The 22,590-nt window shown below is 53.9% G+C and carries 19 protein-coding genes and 2 tRNA genes; 7 read left to right on the top strand and 14 right to left on the bottom strand.

Annotated elements, in window-relative coordinates:
- Positions 1-48 precede the first annotated feature (48 nt).
- Entirely contained in the window at positions 49-1,782 is a 1,734-nt protein-coding gene (argS, locus tag RAHAQ2_RS08600) for an arginine--tRNA ligase (protein ID WP_015696854.1), read from the top strand.
- 66 nt (positions 1,783-1,848) lie between these two features.
- On the opposite strand, the gene murJ is transcribed toward argS, so the two are convergent.
- The 4 genes from murJ to rimJ all read right to left on the bottom strand — a co-directional run bounded on the left by murJ (position 1,849) and on the right by rimJ (position 5,753).
- Positions 1,849-3,384: a murein biosynthesis integral membrane protein MurJ gene (gene murJ / locus RAHAQ2_RS08595; protein WP_015696853.1), complete on the bottom strand. Its 1,536-nt coding sequence runs from the start codon at positions 3,382-3,384 to the stop codon at positions 1,849-1,851.
- 193 nt (positions 3,385-3,577) lie between these two features.
- Positions 3,578-4,489: a Gfo/Idh/MocA family protein gene (locus RAHAQ2_RS08590; protein ID WP_015696852.1), complete on the bottom strand. Its 912-nt coding sequence runs from the start codon at positions 4,487-4,489 to the stop codon at positions 3,578-3,580.
- A gap of 12 nt (positions 4,490-4,501) precedes the next feature.
- Positions 4,502-5,155 (bottom strand): YceH family protein, encoded by a 654-nt coding sequence (locus RAHAQ2_RS08585; RefSeq protein ID WP_015696851.1) that lies wholly within the window; start codon positions 5,153-5,155, stop codon positions 4,502-4,504.
- Positions 5,156-5,165: 10 nt separating this feature from the next.
- Positions 5,166-5,753 (bottom strand): ribosomal protein S5-alanine N-acetyltransferase, encoded by a 588-nt coding sequence (gene rimJ, locus RAHAQ2_RS08580; RefSeq protein ID WP_015696850.1) that lies wholly within the window; start codon positions 5,751-5,753, stop codon positions 5,166-5,168.
- Between the two features lie 212 nt (positions 5,754-5,965).
- Here rimJ and mdtH point away from each other — a divergent pair, with 212 nt between their 5' ends.
- The 3 genes from mdtH (at position 5,966) to RAHAQ2_RS08565 (ending at position 8,734) form a co-directional block, all read left to right on the top strand.
- Positions 5,966-7,171 (top strand): multidrug efflux MFS transporter MdtH, encoded by a 1,206-nt coding sequence (gene mdtH / locus RAHAQ2_RS08575; RefSeq protein ID WP_015696849.1) that lies wholly within the window; start codon positions 5,966-5,968, stop codon positions 7,169-7,171.
- A 209-nt stretch (positions 7,172-7,380) separates the two neighbouring features.
- A complete protein-coding gene (grxB, locus tag RAHAQ2_RS08570; protein WP_015696848.1) occupies positions 7,381-8,028 on the top strand; it encodes a glutaredoxin 2 in 648 nt (215 codons plus the stop codon).
- A gap of 142 nt (positions 8,029-8,170) precedes the next feature.
- Positions 8,171-8,734: a lipoprotein gene (locus RAHAQ2_RS08565; RefSeq protein WP_015696847.1), complete on the top strand. Its 564-nt coding sequence runs from the start codon at positions 8,171-8,173 to the stop codon at positions 8,732-8,734.
- 73 nt (positions 8,735-8,807) lie between these two features.
- Here RAHAQ2_RS08565 and RAHAQ2_RS08560 read toward each other — a convergent pair whose 3' ends face one another.
- From RAHAQ2_RS08560 to RAHAQ2_RS08545, 4 genes are all read right to left on the bottom strand, one after another.
- Positions 8,808-9,392: a TorD/DmsD family molecular chaperone gene (locus tag RAHAQ2_RS08560; protein ID WP_015696846.1), complete on the bottom strand. Its 585-nt coding sequence runs from the start codon at positions 9,390-9,392 to the stop codon at positions 8,808-8,810.
- Between the two features lie 60 nt (positions 9,393-9,452).
- A complete protein-coding gene (locus RAHAQ2_RS08555) occupies positions 9,453-10,193 on the bottom strand; it encodes a phosphatase (protein WP_015696845.1) in 741 nt (246 codons plus the stop codon).
- A 67-nt stretch (positions 10,194-10,260) separates the two neighbouring features.
- A complete protein-coding gene (ghrA, locus tag RAHAQ2_RS08550) occupies positions 10,261-11,202 on the bottom strand; it encodes a glyoxylate/hydroxypyruvate reductase GhrA (protein ID WP_015696844.1) in 942 nt (313 codons plus the stop codon).
- 125 nt (positions 11,203-11,327) lie between these two features.
- Positions 11,328-12,809: a peptide MFS transporter gene (locus tag RAHAQ2_RS08545; protein ID WP_015696843.1), complete on the bottom strand. Its 1,482-nt coding sequence runs from the start codon at positions 12,807-12,809 to the stop codon at positions 11,328-11,330.
- 395 nt (positions 12,810-13,204) lie between these two features.
- Between RAHAQ2_RS08545 and RAHAQ2_RS08540 the strand changes: the two genes are divergently transcribed.
- Together RAHAQ2_RS08540 and RAHAQ2_RS08535 are read left to right on the top strand one after the other, a co-directional pair.
- Positions 13,205-13,294: transfer RNA gene (locus tag RAHAQ2_RS08540), tRNA-Ser, on the top strand.
- Between the two features lie 194 nt (positions 13,295-13,488).
- Positions 13,489-13,578 (top strand) — tRNA-Ser (locus RAHAQ2_RS08535).
- Positions 13,579-13,641: 63 nt separating this feature from the next.
- On the opposite strand, the gene RAHAQ2_RS08530 is transcribed toward RAHAQ2_RS08535, so the two are convergent.
- The 6 genes from RAHAQ2_RS08530 to RAHAQ2_RS08505 all read right to left on the bottom strand — a co-directional run bounded on the left by RAHAQ2_RS08530 (position 13,642) and on the right by RAHAQ2_RS08505 (position 20,557).
- Complete coding sequence (locus tag RAHAQ2_RS08530; RefSeq protein ID WP_015696842.1) at positions 13,642-14,160, bottom strand: DUF4760 domain-containing protein; 519 nt, start codon at positions 14,158-14,160, stop codon at positions 13,642-13,644.
- Positions 14,161-14,404: 244 nt separating this feature from the next.
- Positions 14,405-15,385 carry a succinylglutamate desuccinylase gene (gene astE, locus RAHAQ2_RS08525; RefSeq protein WP_015696841.1) on the bottom strand — a complete coding sequence of 327 codons (981 nt, stop codon included), beginning with the start codon at positions 15,383-15,385 and terminating at the stop codon, positions 14,405-14,407.
- A 20-nt stretch (positions 15,386-15,405) separates the two neighbouring features.
- On the bottom strand, positions 15,406-16,749 hold the full coding sequence (gene astB, locus RAHAQ2_RS08520) for an N-succinylarginine dihydrolase (protein ID WP_015696840.1): 1,344 nt from the start codon (positions 16,747-16,749) through the stop codon (positions 15,406-15,408).
- 10 nt (positions 16,750-16,759) lie between these two features.
- Positions 16,760-18,238, bottom strand: a complete 1,479-nt coding sequence (gene astD / locus RAHAQ2_RS08515; RefSeq protein WP_015696839.1) for a succinylglutamate-semialdehyde dehydrogenase — start codon at positions 18,236-18,238, stop codon at positions 16,760-16,762.
- Positions 18,235-19,308 carry an arginine N-succinyltransferase gene (gene astA / locus RAHAQ2_RS08510; RefSeq protein WP_015696838.1) on the bottom strand — a complete coding sequence of 358 codons (1,074 nt, stop codon included), beginning with the start codon at positions 19,306-19,308 and terminating at the stop codon, positions 18,235-18,237. Before astA ends, astD begins: the two co-directional genes overlap by 4 nt.
- Before the next feature lie 28 nt (positions 19,309-19,336).
- A complete protein-coding gene (locus RAHAQ2_RS08505) occupies positions 19,337-20,557 on the bottom strand; it encodes an aspartate aminotransferase family protein (protein WP_015696837.1) in 1,221 nt (406 codons plus the stop codon).
- 816 nt (positions 20,558-21,373) lie between these two features.
- Here RAHAQ2_RS08505 and RAHAQ2_RS08500 point away from each other — a divergent pair.
- Positions 21,374-22,360: an autoinducer 2 ABC transporter substrate-binding protein gene (locus RAHAQ2_RS08500; protein ID WP_015696836.1), complete on the top strand. Its 987-nt coding sequence runs from the start codon at positions 21,374-21,376 to the stop codon at positions 22,358-22,360.
- The last annotated feature ends 230 nt before the right edge of the window (positions 22,361-22,590 follow it).

Here is a 22,590-nt window from a genome sequence, read left to right as displayed (position 1 = left end):
ACATTGGGATGAACAGCAAACAACCCATTCCTAAATAAAGGTACTTCGGTGAATATTCAGTCACTTCTTTCAGATAAAGTCAGCCAGGCGCTGATCGCTGCAGGCGCCTCAGCCGACAGCGAAGCGCAAGTCCGTCAGTCCGCTAAAGCTCAGTTTGGCGACTATCAGGCTAATGGTGTTATGTCCGTGGCGAAAAAACTCGGTATGCCACCGCGACAACTGGCAGAGAAAGTGGTTGAACTGTTAGACCTGAGCGGCATTGCCAACAAAATCGACATCGCCGGGCCGGGGTTCATCAATATCTTCCTGGATCCCGCTTTTGTTGCCGCGCACGTTGACAGTGCACTGAACGATGAAAAACTGGGCATCACACCGGTTGAACCACAAACTATCGTCATCGACTATTCCGCGCCAAACGTGGCGAAAGAAATGCACGTTGGCCATATCCGCTCCACCATCATCGGCGACGCTGCTGTACGCACGAATGAATTTCTCGGCCACAAAGTGATCCGCGCGAACCACGTTGGCGACTGGGGCACACAGTTCGGGATGCTGATCGCTTATCTGGAAAAAGTGCAGAACGAAAATGCAGCGGACATGAATCTGGCTGACCTGGAAGAATTCTACCGTGCCGCCAAGAAAAACTATGACGAAGACGAAGCCTTCGCCGAGCGCGCGCGGGGCTATGTAGTGAAGCTGCAAGGCGGCGATGAATACTGCCTGCAGATGTGGCGCAAACTGGTTGACGTGACCATGAAGCAAAACCAGCTGACCTACAATCGCCTGAACGTCACCCTGACCGAAGACGATGTGATGGGTGAAAGCCTGTACAACAGCATGCTGCCGGGCATCGTTGCCGATTTGCAAGCCAAAGGGCTGGCGGTCGACAGCGAAGGCGCGGTGGTTGTCTATCTTGATGAATACAAAAATAAAGAAGGCGACCCGATGGGCGTCATCATCCGTAAAAAAGATGGCGGCTACCTCTACACCACCACCGATATCGCCTGCGCGAAATACCGCTACGAAACCCTCGGTGCCGATCGCGTTTTGTATTACATCGACTCCCGTCAGCACCAGCACCTGATGCAGGCGTGGACCATCGCGCGCAAAGCCGGTTATGTGCCTGATTCCGTGGCACTCGAACACCATATGTTTGGCATGATGCTGGGCAAAGACGGCAAGCCGTTCAAAACCCGTTCAGGCGGCACGGTGAAACTGTCCGATCTGCTGGATGAAGCGATTGATCGTGCGCGTAAGCTCATCACCGAAAAAAATCCGGAAATGAAAGACGCCGCTGAACTGGAAAAACTGGTTAACGCGGTAGGTATCGGCGCCATCAAATACGCTGATCTGTCCAAAAGCCGGACCACCGATTACATCTTCGACTGGGACAACATGCTGGCCTTCGAAGGTAACACCGCGCCGTATATGCAATATGCCTACACCCGCGTGGCATCCATCTTCAAACGTGCCGACATTGACGTGAACAGCCTGACCCAGCCGGTCGTACTGAGCGAAGAACGCGAAGCCGCGCTGGCTACCCGCCTGTTGCAGTTCGAAGAAGTGCTGACTGTCGTCGCCCGCGAAGGCACGCCACACACCATGTGTGCCTATCTGTACGACGTGGCAGGCCTGTTCTCCAGCTTCTACGAGCATTGCCCGATCCTGAATGCAGAAGATGAAACCAGCCGTAACAGCCGCCTGAAACTGGCGCTGCTGACACAGCGCACGCTGAAAACAGGTCTGGATACCCTGGGTATCGAAACCGTAGAACGGATGTAACTCAGGGCTGTGGATATTAAAAAAGGGCGCTCATGCGCCCTTTTGTGTTTCTGTAATCTGCGTTAATCAGTCCAGCTTACGGGCAAACTCTCTCACCCTAAAGCCCAGCAGGCCAAGAACAGCAAAGTACGCAACTACGCCGACAGCCACCACAGCCGCCAGACGCGCCAGACGATACGCCATTCCGCCCACGTCCCACGCAGGCATCAGCCACATCATGCCGAGCAGCGCTGCTGACATGGCAACCACCGCCACTATCAGCTTGATCAGGAACACCCGCCAGCCCGGCAGTGGCTGGAAGATATCCTGCTTACGCAGTTGCCAGTAGAGCAGCGAGGCATTCAGGCAGGCAGCCAGACCAATCGACAGGGAAAGCCCCGCGTGTTTGAGTGGTCCGATAAAGGCCAGGTTCATCACCTGCGTCATCAGTAAGGTAATGATAGCGATTTTCACCGGCGTTTTGATGTCCTGACGCGAGTAAAAGCCCGGAGCCAGTACTTTCACCACAATCAGCCCCATCAGCCCGACGGAATAAGCCACCAGCGCACGTTGCGTCATCGAGGCATCAAAGGCGCTGAATTTACCGTACTGGAACAGCGCAACCGTCAGCGGTTTCGCCAGAATACCCAGCGCCACAGAACTGGGCAGTGCCAGCAGGAAACACAGACGCAGCCCCCAGTCCATCAGGCGATTGTATTCACCGTGATTACCGCTGGAGAAGCTTCGTGCCAGCGAAGGCAGCAAAATAGTGCCCAGCGCAACGCCCAGTACGCCGGAAGGAAATTCCATCAGCCGGTCAGCGTAATACATCCATGATACGGAACCGGAGACCAGAAACGACGCGAAGATGGTGTTAATGATCAGTGAAATCTGGCTGACGGACACCCCTAAAATCGCCGGTCCCATCTGACGCATCACCCGCCATACACCGGCATCCTTCAGATTCAGGCGCGGCAGCACCAGCATGCCGATTTTCTTCAGATGCGGCAGCTGATAACCCAGTTGCAGCAGACCACCGGCCACCACCGCCCAGGCCAGTGCCAGTACCGGCGGGTGGAAATACGGCGCAGCAAACAGTGCAAAACCGATCATGCTGACGTTCAGGAAGGTCGGCGCAAAAGCGGGTATAGAGAAACGGTTCCAGGTGTTAAGTATTGCCCCGACCAGAGACGCCAGTGAAATCAGCAGGATATACGGAAAGGTGATGCGCAGCAGCGAGCTGGTCAGCGCAAATTTGTCCGGTGAATCCACAAAGCCCGGCGCAGTGATATAAATCACCCACGGTGCCGCGATCATGCCCAGCACGGTGACAATCGCCAGAACCAGCGTCAGCAACCCAGAGACATACGCGATAAAGGTGCGGGTGGCTTCTTCGCCCTGCTGCGTTTTGTACTCGGCCAGAATCGGTACGAAAGCCTGTGAGAATGCGCCTTCGGCAAAAATACGCCGCAACAAATTGGGGAGTTTGAACGCCACAAAAAAGGCGTCGGTGACCATTCCGGCGCCAAACACGCGTGCCACAATGGCATCGCGGGCAAAACCTAATACACGTGAAAACATCGTCATGGAACTGACGGCTGCCAGAGATTTAAGTAGATTCATGTCACTTTTCTTGTTTACCGGTTTACAGGTATATCAAACAGTTAAGCCATCACGCCTGCCTCAGCAGGCGTGAAAGATGAACCGGCATGGCTCAAAGATGCGCTTAGTCTACGCATCCGCCATGCAATAGCCACCGGCAGTTGTTTTATGTTGTTATAGAGTGTTAACCGCGCCATCCCGCGCGGCTTTTCTGTTAAGAATTCAGGATTTTCTCAATCATTGCCTGCGCATAAATCGCCTGCTCACCGCTGGTTTCCGGTGCCGTCTGGTGACTCACACAGTCCACAAAGTGTTCAATGGCACCGACAAATCCGCGCTGCGCCAGCGTACTTTGCCAGCCCGGTACCGGCAGTTGCGTAAGAATATCCTGCTGCTCTTCGCGCCAGATTTGCATATTGTCCAGCTGGTACACCGCGCCTTCTGTCACCGCCTGCACGCTCTCGCGGAAAGTCCCTGCCCGGCGATGCATCGATGTCGTTACCAGCGTTTCACCACAAAGGAAATGATGTTCGCCGTATAACATCTGATTCGCTTCGTTAATCTGAATCAGACCGCTTTCCAAACTGGCATTCCCCCCGGCCAGCCACAGCGCGGTATCCACCACGTGCAGATAATCGTCCAGCATGGTGAAACGCAGATCGTTTGGCCCTACGCTATCGGTGCGGTGCTTGTCCATGCGCAAGGACGCTGCGCCCTGCATGTTATCTTTGAGCTGACGATATAACGGCGCAAACCGGCGGTTAAAACCGACCATCAGTGTTTTACCGGCAATATGTGCCTGTTCAACCAGTTGCTCAGCCTGCTCAAGTTCAGCGGCCAGCGGTTTATCAACGTACACATGCACGCCCTGCGCCAGCAGTTGCCCGACCACCTCAAAATGGCTGGCGGTGCTGCTGTGCACAAAAACGGCATCACACTGGCCCGCCAGTTCATCCATCCGCGAAAAATTTGCCATGCGGTAACTGTCGCAGACAGCCTGCGCTTTTTGCTGATTGGGCGAAAACCCGCCCACCAGCGTCCAGTTTTGTGCATGACTCAGCACCGGCAGATACGCTTTTTGCGCGATACCGCCCAGCCCGATAACCCCGATACGCAATTTACTCAAAACGCGCTCCTTTTAATCGGCCAGATGTTGCAACAAATTTTCAAGACGCTGTTTCAGCTCAGCAACTTCGGCTTCCAGTGTTTCCACGCGCGCGGTCAGATCCGCGCTTTCCGGCGCGGCGCTGAACAGCGGTTCTTCGGCGGTACCGGCCACATTACTGACTTCGCCGCTGAACAGATGCATATAGCGGCTTTCACGCTTACCCGGTTCACGTGCCAGACGCACGCAGAACGGGCCGTCTTCGCGGTTTGTCAGTTCAGTCAGCGTGTGTTCAACTTCGGCGACGTCAGAGAAATCATGCAGGCGGTTAGTGCGGGTACGCAGTTCTCCCGGCGTTTGTGCGCCGCGCAGCAACAGCGTAGTCACCACCGCCACTTCCTGCGGGGAAAATTTGAGATTGCCGAATTCAGAATTACAGAAACGGTGCTCATACTTCATGGTCCGTGAGCCGCTCAGGGTACGGATAATGTGTTTGCGCAGCAGCAAATCCAGCGTTTGCTGAACCTCACTTTCGCTCAGTTCCATCACCGGTTCGCGGTTGGTCTTCTGATTGCAGGCCGTGGTCAGGCCGTTGAGGGTCATCGGATACTGTTCTGGCGTGGTGAGTTGTTTTTCCAGTAAACAGCCCACAACACGGGCCTCCCGGACGCTGAGTTCATGCTTCATCTTGCTCTCCTTATCGGGACGGGGGTGTCCATTCTTGCCAGGTTAATGCTGTAAGAACGTGATCCTGCCATTTGCCGTCAATCAGCAGGTAATCTTTGGCGTAACCTTCGCGTTCAAAGCCGAGACGTTCCAGAAGCTGGCCGCTGCGTTTATTGTGCGGCATGTAATTGGCCATGATGCGGTGCATTTTTTGCTGGCGTTGCATATAACGGATAAGCGATTGCAACGCTTCCTGCATCAGGCCCTTGCCCTGCCACTCCTGACCGAGCGAATACCCCAGAAAACAGGCATGGAAAGAACCACGCAGCACGTTGCTGAAATTCGCCACGCCCATCACGCGATTTTCATCAGGGTCGAGCAGAATAAAGTAATACGCACTGCCCTGTTTTTGCATCTCGGTAATCAACCCCAGACGTGCCTGCCACCCTGAGGGATAACAATGGCTTTCATCCCTGACCGGTTCCCACGGTTTCAGAAACGCGCGGTTCTCCGCGTAGTATTCGGCCAGCCGGTGCGCATCGCGGTCATGAACCAGACGCAGGACCATCCGGTCAGTGGTAAGCCGCACCTTTGGCACGGCAGATTTGTAGCCAAACATCCCTTCCCTCCACATCCCGCATGGGTCGATAAATAGAATTTATAGGAAACGACAGATCACCGCTAATTCTGCCAGTCAGAACGCGGCTTGACGATAAAAAAATATTATCAATAGCGCCCTATCTAAATACCTGTTTCCGGTTCAGACTGGAACGGTCTTTTCTCCTTTCTGTATCTGCCGGACAGGATACAAATAATCGCTCATGGTGAAGCATGTCTCTGGTATCACAAGCTCGGAGCTTGGGTAAGTATTTTCTGTTATTAGACAACGCGCTGGTTATTTTAGGCTTTTTCGTGGTTTTTCCGTTGATCTCGATCCGATTTGTCGATCAGCTTGGCTGGGCGGCAATGGCCGTCGGTCTGGCGCTCGGTGTTCGTCAGCTTACGCAGCAGGGATTAGGCATTTTTGGCGGCGCGATTGCTGACCGGTTTGGCGCGAAGCCCATGATTATCACCGGCATGTTATTGCGGGCTGCGGGCTTTGCCACGATGGCGATGGCCGATCAACCCTGGATCCTGGTTTGTTCATGTATTCTCTCCGGCCTTGGCGGCACATTGTTTGATCCGCCGCGCACGGCGCTGGTCATAAAACTGACCCGTCCGCATGAGCGCAGCCGCTTCTTTTCCCTGATGATGATGCAGGACAGCGCCGGTGCCGTCATTGGCGCACTGATTGGCAGCTGGCTGTTGCAATATGATTTCCATTACGTCTGCTGGACCGGCGCCGCGATTTTCTGTCTGGCCGCGGCCTGCAACGCCTGGCTGCTTCCGGCTTACCGTATTTCCACCCTGCGCACACCGATGCGCGAAGGCATGATGCGCGTATTGCGCGACCGCCGTTTTCTGGCTTACGTCCTGACGCTGACCGGCTATTACATGCTGACCGTTCAGGTCATGCTGATGCTGCCGATCGCGGTCAATGATGTCGCGGGCAGCCCGGCGGCGGTGAAATGGATGTACGCCATCGAAGCCGTGCTCTCGCTGACGTTGTTGTATCCGATTGCCCGCTGGAGCGAAAAACGTTTCCGCCTTGAACAGCGCCTGATGGTTGGCCTGCTGATCATGACACTGAGCCTGTTGCCGGTCGGGCTGGTCACCTCAATCAATCCGTTGTTGCTGCTGATTGGCTTCTTCTATATCGGTTCCATCATCGCCGAACCGGCGCGTGAAACCCTCAGCGCCTCTCTTGCCGACGCCCGCGCCCGCGGCAGCTACATGGGCTTCAGCCGTCTCGGGCTGGCTCTCGGCGGCGTGATCGGTTACACCGGTGGCGGCTGGATGTACGACACCGGCCGGGCGCTCGAACTGCCTGAACTGCCATGGTTATTACTCGGTGTCGTTGGCTTCATCACCCTCACCGGTTTGTACTGGCAGTTCAACCTGCGCCGCATCGAACCGGCGATGCTCAGCGGCAGCTAATCTTTTGCTGTTCTTATAAATACCCAAAATGGCTGACGCTGTAACGAGCGTAGACAATGTGGTTACGGCGACAAGCATGACGGGTAGGTTTGATCTCAGGGATATCTATCCCCATACTGAATCATAGCGTTAGATAAAATCCGAACCTACATCCGGCAGTTTTCATGCACCCTACAGGTCACCGCCGGCGATAACAGGAGCTACGTACTATGAGACTTTACATTTACGAACATTGCCCTTTCTGCGTAAAAGCCCGCATGATTTTCGGTCTGAAGAACATTCCCGTTGAGATCAAAGTGTTGCTTAACGACGATGAAAAAACGCCTGTATCCATGGTCGGTAAAAAAATGGTCCCCATTCTGCAAAAAGAGGATGGCGGCTTCATGCCTGAAAGTATGGATATCGTGCATTACATCGACAAAAGTGACGGAAAGCCGCTGCTGACCGGACCGCTGAATGCCTCCATTGCCGCCTGGTTGCGTCAGGTGTCCGAATATACCGGCCGCCTGTTACTGCCACGTTTCGCCGCCGCACCGCTGGAAGAATTCTCCACGCCGGAAGCCCGCAAATACTTCTCCGATAAAAAACAGGCCGCCAGCGGCAGCTTCGCGGAACACCTGCAACATTCCGAAGGGCTGGTGAAGAAAATCAGTCAGGATCTGCGCGCTCTCGACAAGCTGATTGTCGAGCCTAACGCAGTTAACGGCGAGCTTTCCGAGGATGACATTAACCTGTGGCCGGTGCTGCGTTCACTGTCGATCGTACAGGGAATCGACTGGCCTTCACGCGTTCTGGCCTACCGCGATAATATGGCAAAACAAACGCAGGTTAATTTATTCACCCGCTTAGCCCGTTAAGATGTGTTGGCCGGAAGTGCGCTTCCGGCTATTTTCCTTTTCTTCCCTTCCTTCAGCACTTAGGCTAATCAGCGTTGTCTGATTGGAGCGACGCCGCGTTGCGGTCATGCTGACGAAATAGTTTTTACGTAATGAGGGAAGAATGACAAAGCGATTTCTGGGTGCCGCAGTACTGATGTGTGCCAGCTTACTGGCAGGCTGTAATCAACTGACGCAGTACACCATCAGTGAGCAGCAGGTGAATGATTATCTGCAAAAGAACAACAATTTTGAGAAGCAGTTGGGTGTTCCCGGACTGGTGGATGCCAAACTGGTGCTGACCCATCTCAGCAGCCAGATTGGCCGCGCTGAACCCGGCGTTGTGACGCTGACCGGCGATGCGCATGTGGATGTTTCCTCGCTGTTCGGGCCGCAGAAAGCCGATATGCATCTGACCCTGAAAGCCCATCCTTCTTATGATCGCGAAAAAGGCGCCATTTTCTTGCGGGATATGCAGGTGGTGGATTACACCATCAAACCTGAAAAAATGGACAACGTGATGAAAGGCCTGATGCCGTACCTGAACAACTCGCTGAACACCTATTTCAACCAGCGTCCGGCTTATGTGCTCAATGCTGAGCACAGCAAAGGCGAAGCGATGGCGAAGAAACTGGCGAAAGGAATTGAAGTGAAACCGGGTCAGTTGGTGATCCCCTTTACTGATTAATTTGCATAAACCGGTAATAAAAAGCCCGGCGTGATAACTCACCGCCGGGCTTTTTTACGTGCCGTCATCAGGATTACTGATCGTCTTCTTCGGCGTCATCCAGATCCTGCGGTAATTGCTCTTCCAGTTCGTCGCGCATCACCTGCAAGGCTTCGCGGCTGATTTCAGACAGTGTGCGGTAGAAACCGCTGGTGGCATGGGCTTCGACTTTACCGAGAAATTTACCACACCACGGGAACAGGAATTCATCGAACAGCGTGATTTGCGCACCAACTTCGTCTTCCTGCGACTGATCTTCCAGCCAGGATGCTGCCAGCAGCATGGCACCGAAATGATCGGCAGGCGTTTCGCCCAAAGGCATTCCGCGCTGTTGCAGGAATGTGCGCACATCCATTTTATTTGCGCCATCTACATAATCGCTGCGAAATGGCGAAACCGCGCATTCTGAGCCGACAAACAGACGGTTAAATTCCGCTGCCAGCGCTTCAGGGTTGGCACTTTCCTGCAAACGGATCAGCAATGCATCCTGTTCCAGCGGCCAGTGTTCACGCAGCTTGCCGTCCTGAATCAGACCAAATAGCGGAACCAGTAACGGATCCTGCGGCTGACGATAAAACAACGTGCCCAGTACGCGGCAGACAATCGAAAATTCATTCATAACAGTAACCTGATCCGACAATGAAAAGGGTTCATCACCCGCAATTTGGTCGCGACAATGTCACAGTTCGCTTAATTCAGCAATGGGTGCGCGGCCACGCGTTTCCAGAAAATCAAGGAACCGGCGCGGGCTGACGTTAAGAATACGGTCTTGCGGAAAATCAATTTCACGCAGGATACGCTCGCAATGTTCAAAACCGCCGAGCGAATAAGCGATATGCGAATCCGACCCCAGCGCCAGCCAGCCACCGGCTTCTTTTACGGCCAGTGCAATGGCGCGGCAATTAGGCTCACTGCCCACACGCGAATGAATGAACGACGAGTTATTCAGCTCCAGCGCCACATTATATTTCGCGGCAGCCGCCGCCACAGCCGGAATATCAATCGGGTATTTCGGGTTGCCCGGATGCGAAATAATATGCACTTCACCGCCCGCCATCGCTGCAATCATGGCGGCGGTATGGGTTTCTTTATCAACAGGCGGCATCACCGGCTCGTGAAAACCGGCAATAATCACGTCAATTTCTGTGAGCATCGGGCCGGTACAGTCGATATCGCCATGAATGTTCTTAATGTTTGATTCGATGCCGCGCAGGATGCCGATGCCATTCACCAGACGCGGCCAGACCCGCATATTCATAAAATGCCAGTAGTGGGGCGCATCAGCCATATCAGGGCCATGATCGGTGATGGCAAACAGCCGGATGCCCTTTTCCGCTGCTTCATCAATGTAATCATGTAACGTGCTGTAAGCGTGAGTGCTGGCAACCGTATGCATATGTAAATCAACCGGGTAAGGCATGTGCTCTCCTTGAAAGTATTCCGCTGCCGCGAAATAACCGCAGCATTCTAATGTTAGCAGATGAATATCAGTAACCCCGGCCAAGATCGACACGTCCTGACGGCTCCCGCCCTGCTTCTATTGCCAGAATATTACTCACGATGCTGTCCATCGCCTGCTCCGGCAGCGTATCTGCACCGACGTGTGGCGTGATGCTGACGCGCGGATGCGACCAGAACGGGTGCATGCCCGGTAACGGCTCTTCAACGAAGACATCCAGCGTAGCAGCCGCAATCTGCCCGCTGTCGAGCGCGCGCAGCAAATCACCGTCCACCAGATGTCCGCCACGGCCAAGGTTAATCAGATAGGCATTATGCGAAAGGTTTGTGAACAGTTGATGATTGAGAATACCGGCGGTGTGCGGGGTATTGGGCAACAGATTGATCAGGACCTTGCAGCCACCGGCAAACGCCGCCAGCTGATCGTCACCATAGAAACTCTCTACGCCTTCCTGCGACTTGGGGCTGCGGCTCCAGCTGCGCACGGTGAACTGCATATCCACCAGCGCTTTCGCCACGCTGCTGCCGAGCACGCCGGCACCGAGAATACCGAGGGTGAACTCACTGCGTGAATGCGGCGCAAGCGGATGCCACTGCTTTTGTTGCTGAAACAGCTGATATTCATCCATCCGGCGAAAATAACGTAATACCGTCGCCAGTGCATATTCCTGCATCTGCAAAGACATACCGGTGTCTTCCAGACGCAGCAGCGGTACGCCGCCCGGCAATGTGCCCGGCTGACGTTGTTCCTGCGTGAGGATGGCATCAACGCCCGCCCCCAGTGCGAAAATGCCTTTCAGCATGGTGCGCGGCGCGAGCATAGCGTAAGGCGGCCGCCAGACCAGCGCGTAATCCGCCGGTTCATGATCATTAGCATTCCACACGCGCACGTTGGCCTGCGGTAATCTTTTTGTTATGCCGTCAATCCAGGGTTTTGCATCAGATGTAGGGTGGTAAAAAATAATGTTCATCGGGGAAGCCTCCTGTGAGCCGATAGATTTCCCTGAATATCATCGGGATGCAACCCTGTGGCGTAAAAAAGAACAAGCCCCGGCATTCGGGGCTTGTGAAGTGACTGTCGGAGACTGCTAATAAATCAGGCGGCAACCGGCTCACGGCGGATCATCCGGCGCAGCAACGGAATAAGCACCAGCAGAACCACACCGGTGATAACAGAACCCCAGCCCAGCGCGTTAAACACCTGGCTGTAGCCCGGATTGGTCAGCACCGGCGTACTGCCCGCGTTCTGCGGCATCAGTCCGGAAATGTAGCTCGCCAGCACCGACGCTACGCCGGTGACCATCATCCAGCAGCCCATCATTACGCCCTGATAACGCGGCGGCGCCAGTTTGCCGATCATCGCGTAACCGATTGGAGAAATCAGTAACTCACCGATACTTTGCAGCAGATAGCTGATGGCAATCCATTTGAACGCCACCAGACCGTCGCCGCCCGCCAGATGGATGCCGAAAGGCAGTACCAGCATCCCAAGTCCCATGCAAAATAACGAGGCAGAGAATTGTGCCGGGATATCAATATTCCAGCCGCGCTGACGCAGGCGGTTGAACCACAGCGCCATCAGCGGGCCGCCGATCACGATAACCACGGTATTAATATTCTGGATCCACTGCGGTGCCACACGGATACCGTACACATTCAGATTAATGTTGTTCTCAGAGAACAGCATCAGCCCCATCGGTGCCAGCTGATACAGCGTCCAGAAAACCAGCGAACCGAGCGCCAGCAGCAGATACGCCTTCATGCGACGGCGTTCATCCGCATCACGATGGCGGAATGTCACCAGCGCCATCAGCGCGAAAATCACAATGCCCAGCGCGACCACAAAATAACTGCTGAATTCTGCGTGGGTCAGCAACATGCGGATGACCGGTACCAGCACAATCAGAATGGCTATGCCGACCGCCATCCGGCGCAGCAACTGGCTGCGGCTGGCCTCTTTCAGCGGCGTGCTGATATCGGCCAGAATCGACCAGCGGGAAAGTGTCACGAGGATTGCCGCCACATTACCCAGCGTGGCAAACAGGAACAGCGCGCGGTAGTTTTCACTCAGCTGGAAATAACCGGCGACCGCAAAACCTATAAAGAAGCCGAGGTTCATCCCGGCATAATTCCACAGGAAGGCCGATTCACGGCGGTCATCGTCCGGCGCAAACCGCTGGGTCAGCATCATATTCAGACAGGTGACATTCAGTCCGCTGCCGGTCAGGAACATGGCCAGCCCCCAGTACAAACCGGTCACGCCTGCCAGCGCAATCAGCGCACAGCCAAAGACCTGCAACACCATACCGAGCACGAACAGATTGCGGTTGCTGAGATAACGCCCGCCGAGGTAGCCGCCGAACATATGCAGCCCGTAGTTGAATGCGCCGAACACGCCCATGATGGCGTTGGCGTTATCTTCACTGAAGCCGAGTTTTTTGGTGGCGTACAGTACCAGTGTGGAATACAGCACCGCAAAGCCAAGCGTTGCGAATGTCTGCACGAAGAATAATGTGCCCGCCCCGGCAGGAATTGCCGCGCGGTGCTGCGACCCGGTCGCGTTATTTGACTGACTCAAGAATGACCCCTGCCCTTATGTGATAAATAACCCTGCTTCAAAGGATGACTTATACAGTTCTTATGCGAAGCATTTTTTCAGAGTGCATTGTTATACCGCTACCCCGGACGATTACCACAACATATCTTGCTATTTCGCCGTAACAAAAAGTGTTTGCGGGATAATTGTGCTTTCATGCAAAAATTCTACTTATTTATGCATTCTTATAAGCAATTTTAATCACGCCGTGCAACCAAATCCCGACTGCTCATCCTTAACGCACTTTTTGCTCTTTAAATCATCAGATTGCTCTAAGTTTGTTTAAACGGCATGGAACCTGCAAAAGAGTGTTGACGGTGAGGCGAGTTTTCCCTACATTAGCGCCGGTCAGCAGCACTGCGGTGCGGCCGACGACTGGAGAGGTGTCTGAGTGGCTGAAGGAGCACGCCTGGAAAGTGTGTATATGAGCAATCGTATCGAGGGTTCGAACCCCTCTCTCTCCACCACATTAAACAAAAAAGGTTCTGATGAAAATCAGAACCTTTTTTGTTTTGGGTGCGTGAAAACCCGCCCGCCACTGCATTATTTTCGCTGAACAGACTCTGAGCGTCTGGCACAAAACGCTGAAAATTTTCTTGACCCTTCGCGGCTGTCTCCCTATAGTAGCGCCCCGTTGCAACGCTCGCGTTGTTACGAACACGGTGAGGTGTCTGAGTGGCTGAAGGAGCACGCCTGGAAAGTGTGTATACGAGAAATCGTATCGAGGGTTCGAACCCCTCTCTCACCGCCAAATTAAAGAAAAAGGGTCCTGATGGAAATCAGGACCCTTTTTCTTTTGGTGAAGACCCTGTACTCAGCGGATAAACCGGCCTCTTTTCAAATTCAGTGGCTGATTTCTCCATCGCGCGGCGAGCCATTCAAATTCCTGATAAGTATTATCCGATTTCAGTTCTTCCCGCAGAGCTTTAATTAAAGGCTCAGCAATATTCCAGGTGTCGATCACGGTCGAATAAGAAGTCCGTTTAATCATATCTTCATCATAAATACCGCTCTGAATAGTCACCGCAACACGCTCATAAAAATTAAGGATGTATTGGAACTTACTACATTCGCGGATTTCCTCTTCAGTAAGCGGCGAAGCTTCCGGAGGAAATACAAATGAGCGAAAAGACTTTCCTGAACTATGTACCTTTTTCAGTACTTTCAATGACTGGGCATAACGGGTATCTGTTCGACTTTCAAAAAGAAAAACGGCTGTCTGAGTTCTTTTCGCAATGCGGACGTTATAAACAATCGTGCCTATGGCGACAAAGACACCGATAAGCAGAATGATATTGCTGATAAGTTGGAGTTCTAACACGTCAAATTTCATGATTTTCATCCATGAAAAAGGCGGGATTCCCCGCCTTATTTAGATCAGTTTCTTTTAGAACCAATCGTATTCGTCATACATCATGTTCATATGATCCTCCCTGAGACGTTTTTTATAACGTGTTCACGTAACAAAAACATGTAATGAATTCAACATCATGCCGAACCCAATGAGCACAAAGTACGCAAAAGGTCGCTAACTTGCAATACTGTATGAACAATTCAGGAAGACATCTCGCAAAAAATCACATTTTCACCAGCATCAGCCCTGCCCTTAATCCCAACGCCACGTTCGGATTGGGAAACAGCACCACTTCTTCCTCTGCTTCCACCTTGTAGATTTTGCCGCTTTCTTTCGCGATGACAAAACCCTGACTGAACGCTGTAAAATTCAGTGCCTCAGCCGGGATAAACAGCTCGAAATCTTCCTGTGAGCGGATCACGTCCTGCACCACGCGGTAATGCACCAAAGGTGACGCCGCCTGGCGTGCAGGAAGCGGTTCACCACTGACCAGCGTTTCCAGCGCGCGGCGGATAGCGGTGAACTGCGTGTGATCGTTATTGCCAAACGGCAGCGCTTTGCCCAGTTCCAGCGTGCAACTGTCGGCCTGAAAAACCTCGCTGCTGAAATGCGTGAATGTTCCGCCCGGCGAGCGGTGATGCACCAGCGCATCCAGCCCGGCGGCGTCGAGCCAGGCGAGCATGGTTTCGCTTTTCGCTCTCGTCTGTAACGGCAATAATCCAAAGCGCACATGTTTCGAACCACGGATTGCGGTATGCAGATCATAATGAAACCGCTGCGTCGTGCCTGCCGCAGTGGCGCTGCGATAAAACAACGCCATCACTTGTTCAAGCTCCTGCGCCCGCCGGGTTTCATCATTGGGTGTATAACGTGCATGACGCCCGCCGAACATGCGGTTCATGTCAGCTTCAACAAATCGCTTATTGATGCGCATTGACGGCGGGTTACCCAGTATAACCAGCAGCCGGACCCGCAACAGCCTTTCGCCTGACAGCAGCTCGCTGACCAACTGATTGAGCAATTCAACGGGCGCCGTTTCATTGCCGTGAATACCGGCGGAGATCACCACCGCCGCCTCACAGGGCTGACGGGGTGAAAGCTCGAGGATCCCCTCGCCGCGCCATTGCCAGTCCAGCGTTTCGCTTTGTCCGGCAGGTTCAGTCACTGCGTCACCGGAAAGCGTCGTTGCCAGTAAATCAAACATACTGTCACTCCTGTGATGGCTCAGCGCTGGAACGGATAAATCGCACCCAGCCCGAGAATATTGGTCAGTTCGTCGAGCGCAGTACGCACTTCGGTCAGAAGCTGCGGATCGGCCAGATCTTTGGCCTGCATCCGGTCACGGTAATGCGTGTCCACCCAGGTGTTGAGCCGTGCGAACTGGCTGTCACTCATCAGCGAGGCGACATTCACCGCATTCAGTTCGTTGCGGTTGAGCGCCACCCGCAGGCGCAGACAGGCCGGGCCGCCGCCGTTACGCATACTTTCGCGCAGATCAAACACTTCAATCTGATCGACCGGTCCGCCGCTGTCTTTCAGTGCAGAAAGATAGGCCCAGACGCCGGTATGCTGGCGGGATTCTTCCGGCACCACCAGCATCATTTTACCGTCGGGCTTGGTCAGCAACTGACTGTTAAACAGATACGTCGCGACCGCATCGTCGAGAGACACTATTGACTGCGGCACTTCAACGGGTAAGAAATCCAGCTCAAGCGCCGCCATTTTGCGACGGATTTCCTCCAGCGCGTTGCCTGAATTCACAAACGCCTGCTCGTGATGGAAAAGCACGTTGCCGTTGCTGACAGAAATGACGTCGTTGTGGAACACACCGCTGTCGATGGCTTGCGGATTTTGCTGAATAAACACCGTGCGTTTTTCATCAAGCTGATGCAAACGCGCCACGGCATCACTGGCCAAACGGGTCTGGCGTGCCGGATAACGCACCGGTTCGTTCTCACCGGTTGCCAGCCCGTCGCGTCCGTAAACAAATACCTGCACGCCGGGTTTATCATACTCACCGCATAACCGGTTATGATTCGCCGCGCCCTCATCTCCCAGGGCGGCCACCTGCGGCAGCGCATCGTGATGGGCAAAATATTTATCGGCATGGAAGGTCGCGCGCAAAATGGCAGACGTGGTGTCTGCCTCAATGGCCCGGTGAAATTTATTGTTCAGGTTGGCGACCGTGAAATGTACACGCCCGTCCGCGCTGTCCGCCGAAGGCGACACCGTGGCCGCATTGGCCACCCACATGGAAGACGCCGAACTCAGTGACGACAGCAAGCGCGGCGAATAAGCCTGCGCGTTGGTCAGCACTTCGCGATCGCTGCCACCGAAGCCCATTTTGCGCAATGTGCTCAGATGGGGGCGTTCATGTGGCGGTAAAATTCCCTGTGCAAAACCCAGATCGGCCAGCGCTTTCATTTTCAGCAAGCCCTGCTTTGCCGCCAGACGCGGGTTCGCCACCGCATTCTGGTTTTTGGTCGAGGCTTCATTACCAAACGACAGCCCGGCGTAATGGTGGGTCGGGCCGACTAATCCGTCAAAATTTGCTTCACATCCAGACATTCCTGTCTCCTCAGGTTGTACGGAAATCAATACCAGGCGACAGCGTCGCAGGGAGTTCCAGTTTGTCTGTTTCCAGCGAGGCCATCGGCCAGGCACAATAATCCGCCGCGTAATAAGCACTTGGACGGTGGTTACCCGAAGCCCCGATGCCACCGAAAGGCGCGTTGCTTGATGCACCGGTCAGCGGTTTGTTCCAGTTAACAATACCCGCCCTTGCTTGCAATAATAGCTGCTCAAACTGAGCACGCTCAGCAGAGATAAGCCCGGTCGCCAGTCCGAAGCGCGTCTGGTTAGCCAGCGTAATGGCTTCATCAAAACTGCCGTAGCGGTAAATGCTCAGCAACGGGCCGAAGTATTCTTCATCAGGAATGCCCGCCACGCCGGTCAGATCGATAATGCCCGGCGTCAGCAGGGTATTGAGCGGATCCGGGCGCGTCAGCAACAGCAGCGGTTTTCCGCCCAGCGCCAGCAACGCGTCCTGTGCTTTCAGCATATTGCGTGCCGCCACGTCCGAAATCACCCCGCCCATAAATGGTTGCGGATCGTCGTTCCAGCCTCCGACGCGCAGTTGCATGGTGACATCGAGCAAGCGCGCAATAAATGCATCACCCGCCGCGCCTTCTTTCACCAGCAGACGGCGCGCACAGGTACAACGCTGTCCGGCAGAAATAAACGCCGACTGAACAGTCAGGTTTACCGCTGCATCAATATCTTCCACCGGCTCGACAATCAGCGCGTTGTTGCCGCCCATTTCCAGCGCCAGAATTTTTTCAGGCTGACCGGCGAGCTGGCGGTGCAACTGATAGCCGGTGCCCGCGCTGCCGGTAAACAGCAACCCGTCGATATTGCCGCAGGCTGCCAGCGCTTCGCCGGTCGAACGACCGCCCTGCACCAGATTCAGCACACCTTCCGGCAGTCCGGCTTGCTCCCACAACTTCACGGTTTCTTCGGCGGTTTTAGGCGTCAGTTCGCTCGGTTTAAACACCAGCGTATTGCCCGCCAGCAAGGCAGGAACGATATGGCCGTTCGGCAGATGTCCGGGAAAATTATACGGACCAAAAACCGCCAGCACGCCATGCGGCCGGTGGCGCAGCACCGCTTCACCGTCGGGCATGGCGGTGTGTTTCTCGCCCGTGCGTTGCTGGTTGGCTTCCAGTGAAATCGCCACCTTACCGATCATCGCCTGGATCTCAGTCAGCGTTTCCCAGCGTGGTTTGCTGGTTTCCAGGCTGATGATTTCCGCCAGCCGGGTTTTATGTTCTGTCAGTAAATCCGCAAAACGCTTAATCACGTCAGCGCGTTCGGCCACGGTTTTACGTGCCCAGGCGGGGAATGCCGTGCGGGCTGCCGTACAGGCGGCATCGACATCTTCCGCACTGGCACTCAGCGCCGACCACAACAATGTGTTATCGGCCGGATTAGTTTTGTTCAGTTGCGCGCCTTGTCCGCTGCGCCACTGGCCCTGAATAAAAAGTGCAGGTTGCATCATGCGAGGCTTTCCTTTTTGAGAATGGGGGTTGCAGAAGCCGGGTTATCGCCGGGGAAAAGCGCCACGGCGCGCAGCATATCGCCCTCGCGCAGGCCGAGCAGTTCAGCCTCGCGGGAATTAAGCGTCAGTGACTCCGCCGAATCGCCACCCGGCACCAGCAGCGCGCGGAAATTCTGATATTGCTCATTGGCGACCAGATACAGCGGTTCGTCGCGCCCGCTGCGGTGCTCCGCCAGCCGCACCGGCAGCAGGCGGCTTTCTTTTACCGCGCGTAACTGATCGATTTCACCTTCGAGCGTCGGACCGGCATCGAAAATATCCACATAACCTTCGTAACGCAGCCCTTCACCTTCCAGCACGGCACGCGCCGGTGCGGTTTGCGGATGCACTTCGCCGATCACTTCCCGCGCCTCATGACTCAGCAGTTCGGTATATAAAGGATGTTTCGGCATCAGTTCGGCAATAAAGGATTTCTGTCCCATGCCGGTCAGACGGTCAGCTTCGGCAAATTCCATACCAAAAAAATGACGCCCGACGCTGTCCCAGAACGGTGAATGGCCGTTGTCGTCAGACATACCGCGCATCTCGGCAATCACCTTGCGGGAGAAATGCCCGCGAAATGCCGCCAGAAACAGAAAACGGACCTTCGACAACAATTGCCCGTTTTTGCCGTGACGGCAGTCCGGATCGAGGAACAGCGTGCAAAGCTCGGTATAACCGGTGTGATCGTTACTGAGAAACAGCGTCGGCACCGGTTTATAGATGTTCAGGCTTTTGGAGGCATGCACCAGCGTGCCGAGGCGGAAGTTGTACCACGGTTCACTGAGCCCGACGGCGACTTCAATGGCGCTGACGCCCACCACTTTTTGCTGTTCCGTGTCTTCAAGCACGAACAGGTAACCCTGTTCGCCTTTTTCCAGGCGACCTTCCCAGGTCGCCACCGAGCGCTCAATGCGCCCGCGTAAATGCGCTTCATCCTTGGGCAAAGACGTTAAACCGATGCCGGTTTTGCCTGACAACTGCAGGATATCGGCGAGATCGCCGGGCCGCACAGGTCGAATCAACATCATGATGCTCTACCTCATTTAACCCAATGAATCACACGCACAGGCGCGCAACGGCACGCTCAAGACGGTTCAGCCCTTCTTCAATATCCGCGCCCGGAATAATCAGTGATGGCGCAAAGCGCAGCACATTCGGCCCGGCAATCAGGGCGATCAGCCCTTCCTCTGCCGCCAGTGTATTGAGTTGTTTGGCCTGATCTTTATACCGTTCGCTCATCACGGCACCGAGCAACAAGCCCTGGCCACGTACGTCGCTGAACACCTGATAACGGTCGTTGATGCGTTTGAGCCCGGCGATAAACCATTCGTGACGTTTACTGACACCGGACAGCACCTCCGGCGTGTTAATCAGCTCAAAGACTTTTCCCGCCACCGCCGTCGCCAGCGGGTTACCACCGTAAGTGGTGCCGTGGGTGCCCGGCTGGAATAACGCAGCATAGCGGTCAGTAGTCAGCATCGCGCCAATCGGGAAACCGCCGCCCAGCGCTTTGGCGCTGGTCAGAATGTCCGGCACCACGCCGTAATGCTGATAGGCATACAGCTCGCCGGTACGCCCGACGCCGGTCTGCACTTCATCGAAAATCAGCACGGCCTGATGTTTGTCACACAGCTCACGCAGACCCTGCAGGAATCCGGCCTCTGCCGGCACCACGCCGCCTTCGCCCTGGATCGGCTCAACAATTACGGCACAGGTACGTGAAGAAATCTGGCTGGCAACGGCGGCCAGATCATTAAATGGCAAATGCGTGATCGCCTGCGGCAGTGGCGCAAAATCCTCAGAATATTTCGGCTGACCGCCGGTGGTGACGGTAAACAGCGTGCGGCCATGGAATGCGTTTTTGAAGGCGATAATTTCATTCTTTTCGCCGCCGGATTTATTACCGTACAGCCTGGCCAGTTTCAGCGCCGCTTCGTTGGCTTCCGCGCCGGAATTACAGAAAAACACTTTGTCCGCAAAGGTGGCGTCGATCAGTTGCTTCGCCAGCCGCAGCACCGGTTCGTTGGTGTAGCCGTTGCCCAGATGCCAGACTTTATCTGCCTGCTCATGCAGGGTCTTACGGATTTCCGGGTGCGCATGCCCCAGCGCATTTACGGCAATGCCGCCTGCGAAATCGACATAGTCCTTGCCCGCCTGATCCCACAGCCAGGATCCTTCACCGCGCACAGGAATAAACGCCGCCGGGGCATAAACCGGGACCATCCAGTCATCAAAGTTCTGGCGGCTGACGTTTTGCGGCTGCTGTTGGTGTTCCATATAAACCTCTTTTGAGCTGATTTCAGGGTGCACGCCCCCGTCCCCCATACCGACGGGAAATGCACCGGGTTCCGATGTTTTTGCACATTTAGCGGGCAATCGCGCTGGCGAGAAATGGCAGTTATTAGTTTGTTATTTAAAAGTTAATAAATAATCTCACTCAGTCTCATCATAGATTGCAGTCTTCATGCCAGCAAAGGAAAAAAGTGAATAAAAAAAGTGACATTGAGAAAAAACAACCACTTAATATTGCCTGTTATTCACTTTAATTGCATAAAAAATGAATAAAAGAAAAAATCCCCTTTTGCAGCAACGAGGACAGAAGAATGAGTATGCAGGGAAATATTTTGATTTCTGGCGGAATATTTTATACAGGATTGTGATCAGGCGCGTATCGCGCGCCGTTACGCACAGCCCGGTGCCTGATTAAGGTGCAAGGGTGCACAATTTTGGCGCATCCCCGCCCCGTGACCCCGTTCACACTCTGCGCAAATAAAAAATACCGGGCGGGATTTCTTTCTGAAAAACGACCATGGCAAACTGATTATGTGTATTATTTGTTAATAAATAGATGCGTTATTGTTTAATTGTTATGGGTAACATCCGACACTCACTCTAATCCATGATTTCCCATGGTTTTAATTCACCTATTTTTAACATATAAAACTATTAAATTTAACATTAAAGGACTTTGATCACATTCCGTTCACGACCACGCGAAAACAGCTTTCCCCTTAAGTTAATCTCTGAATGTGGAATAAATAACCACCACCCGTTCCCTACACCAAAACAGAACCTCATAAGAAAGGTACAGACATGAAATTTAACCTCGCATTAGTCAGTGCATGTGTGGTTTCAGCATGCATGTTATTCACAACACCGTCGTTCGCCGCCAAGCCTTACGACATTGCCGTCGTCGCTAAAGTCACCGGTATTCCCTGGTTCACCCGCATGGAAGTCGGCGTAAAAGAAGCCGCGCAGAAGCTGGATGTCAACGCCTATCAGGTAGGCGCATCCACGCCGGACCCGGCACAGCAGGTCAAAGTGATTGAAGATTTGATCGCCAAAAAAGTCGACGCCATTATCGTGGTGCCGAACGACGCCAAAGTGCTTGAGCCGGTGCTGAAAAAAGCCCGTGATCAGGGCATCGTGGTGTTAACGCATGAATCGCCGGATCAGCAAATTGGTCAGTGGGATATCGAAACCATCGACAGCCAGAAATACGCCGAAGCCAATATGGACGAGCTGGCGAAAGATATGGGCGGTAAAGGCGGTTATGCGATTTATGTCGGTTCCCTGACCGTACCTTTGCATAACGCGTGGGCAGATGCGGCGATTAAATATCAGAAAGAAAAATACCCGGATATGCATGAAGTGACTTCACGCCTGCCGGTCGCAGAAAATATTGATAAGTCTTACTCCACCACGCTCGACTTAATGAAAACCTATCCTGACCTGAAAGGGATTATCGGTTTCGGTTCGCTCGGCCCGATCGGTGCCGGTCAGGCCGTTCAGCAGAAACGTGCGAAAAATAAAATTGCAGTGGTTGGTATCGCCATGCCAGCTCAGGCCGCGCCCTATCTGATGCGCGGTGATATTAAGAAAGTGCTGCTGTGGGATCCGAAAGATGCCGGTTACGCCTTAGTCACCGTCGCCGACCAGATGTTGCAGGGTAAAGAAGTCACTAAAGATCTGAGCATCGAAGGGCTGGGCAAAGCTGATGTGGATATGGATAAGCACGTGATCCGCTTTAATAAAATTCTGGAAGTCACACCAGAAAATGCGAAATCACTGGGCTTCTGATTTAGCTTTTTAATATTTTTATTTACCGGAGATACATTATCTCCAGCGCCACACCAGGCAAATAGAAACAGATACGGCGTTGTTTGCTGTGCCGTATCTGAATTTCTAATCAGACATTGAAACTTATACCCTAAATAATTCGGGTTGTGGGAAGGCGGCAAATGAGTGAATCCCGATGAGCTTACATAAGTAAGTGATTCGGGTGAGCGAGTGCAGCCAACGCATCCACA

Origin of the sequence: Rahnella aquatilis CIP 78.65 = ATCC 33071, assembly GCF_000241955.1 — a bacterium.
Lineage (GTDB): Bacteria > Pseudomonadota > Gammaproteobacteria > Enterobacterales > Enterobacteriaceae > Rahnella > Rahnella aquatilis.
Note: the sequence above shows the minus strand (reverse complement) of the source record. Positions and strands in the feature narration are given on the sequence as shown.

Bases quoted from the DNA above. Each gene is read 5' to 3' on its own strand.
- murJ (WP_015696853.1), bottom strand. From the start codon at position 3,384: ATGAATCTACTTAAATCTCTGGCAGCCGTCAGTTCCATGACGATGTTT.
- RAHAQ2_RS08585 (WP_015696851.1), bottom strand. From the start codon at position 5,155: ATGAAGCATGAACTCAGCGTCCGGGAGGCCCGTGTTGTGGGCTGTTTA.
- rimJ (WP_015696850.1), bottom strand. From the start codon at position 5,753: ATGTTTGGCTACAAATCTGCCGTGCCAAAGGTGCGGCTTACCACTGAC.
- mdtH (WP_015696849.1), top strand. From the start codon at position 5,966: ATGTCTCTGGTATCACAAGCTCGGAGCTTGGGTAAGTATTTTCTGTTA.
- grxB (WP_015696848.1), top strand. From the start codon at position 7,381: ATGAGACTTTACATTTACGAACATTGCCCTTTCTGCGTAAAAGCCCGC.
- RAHAQ2_RS08565 (WP_015696847.1), top strand. From the start codon at position 8,171: ATGACAAAGCGATTTCTGGGTGCCGCAGTACTGATGTGTGCCAGCTTA.
- RAHAQ2_RS08560 (WP_015696846.1), bottom strand. From the start codon at position 9,392: ATGAATGAATTTTCGATTGTCTGCCGCGTACTGGGCACGTTGTTTTAT.
- RAHAQ2_RS08555 (WP_015696845.1), bottom strand. From the start codon at position 10,193: ATGCCTTACCCGGTTGATTTACATATGCATACGGTTGCCAGCACTCAC.
- ghrA (WP_015696844.1), bottom strand. From the start codon at position 11,202: ATGAACATTATTTTTTACCACCCTACATCTGATGCAAAACCCTGGATT.
- RAHAQ2_RS08530 (WP_015696842.1), bottom strand. From the start codon at position 14,160: ATGAAATTTGACGTGTTAGAACTCCAACTTATCAGCAATATCATTCTG.
- astE (WP_015696841.1), bottom strand. From the start codon at position 15,385: ATGTTTGATTTACTGGCAACGACGCTTTCCGGTGACGCAGTGACTGAA.
- astB (WP_015696840.1), bottom strand. From the start codon at position 16,749: ATGTCTGGATGTGAAGCAAATTTTGACGGATTAGTCGGCCCGACCCAC.
- astD (WP_015696839.1), bottom strand. From the start codon at position 18,238: ATGATGCAACCTGCACTTTTTATTCAGGGCCAGTGGCGCAGCGGACAA.
- astA (WP_015696838.1), bottom strand. From the start codon at position 19,308: ATGATGTTGATTCGACCTGTGCGGCCCGGCGATCTCGCCGATATCCTG.
- RAHAQ2_RS08505 (WP_015696837.1), bottom strand. From the start codon at position 20,557: ATGGAACACCAACAGCAGCCGCAAAACGTCAGCCGCCAGAACTTTGAT.
- RAHAQ2_RS08500 (WP_015696836.1), top strand. From the start codon at position 21,374: ATGAAATTTAACCTCGCATTAGTCAGTGCATGTGTGGTTTCAGCATGC.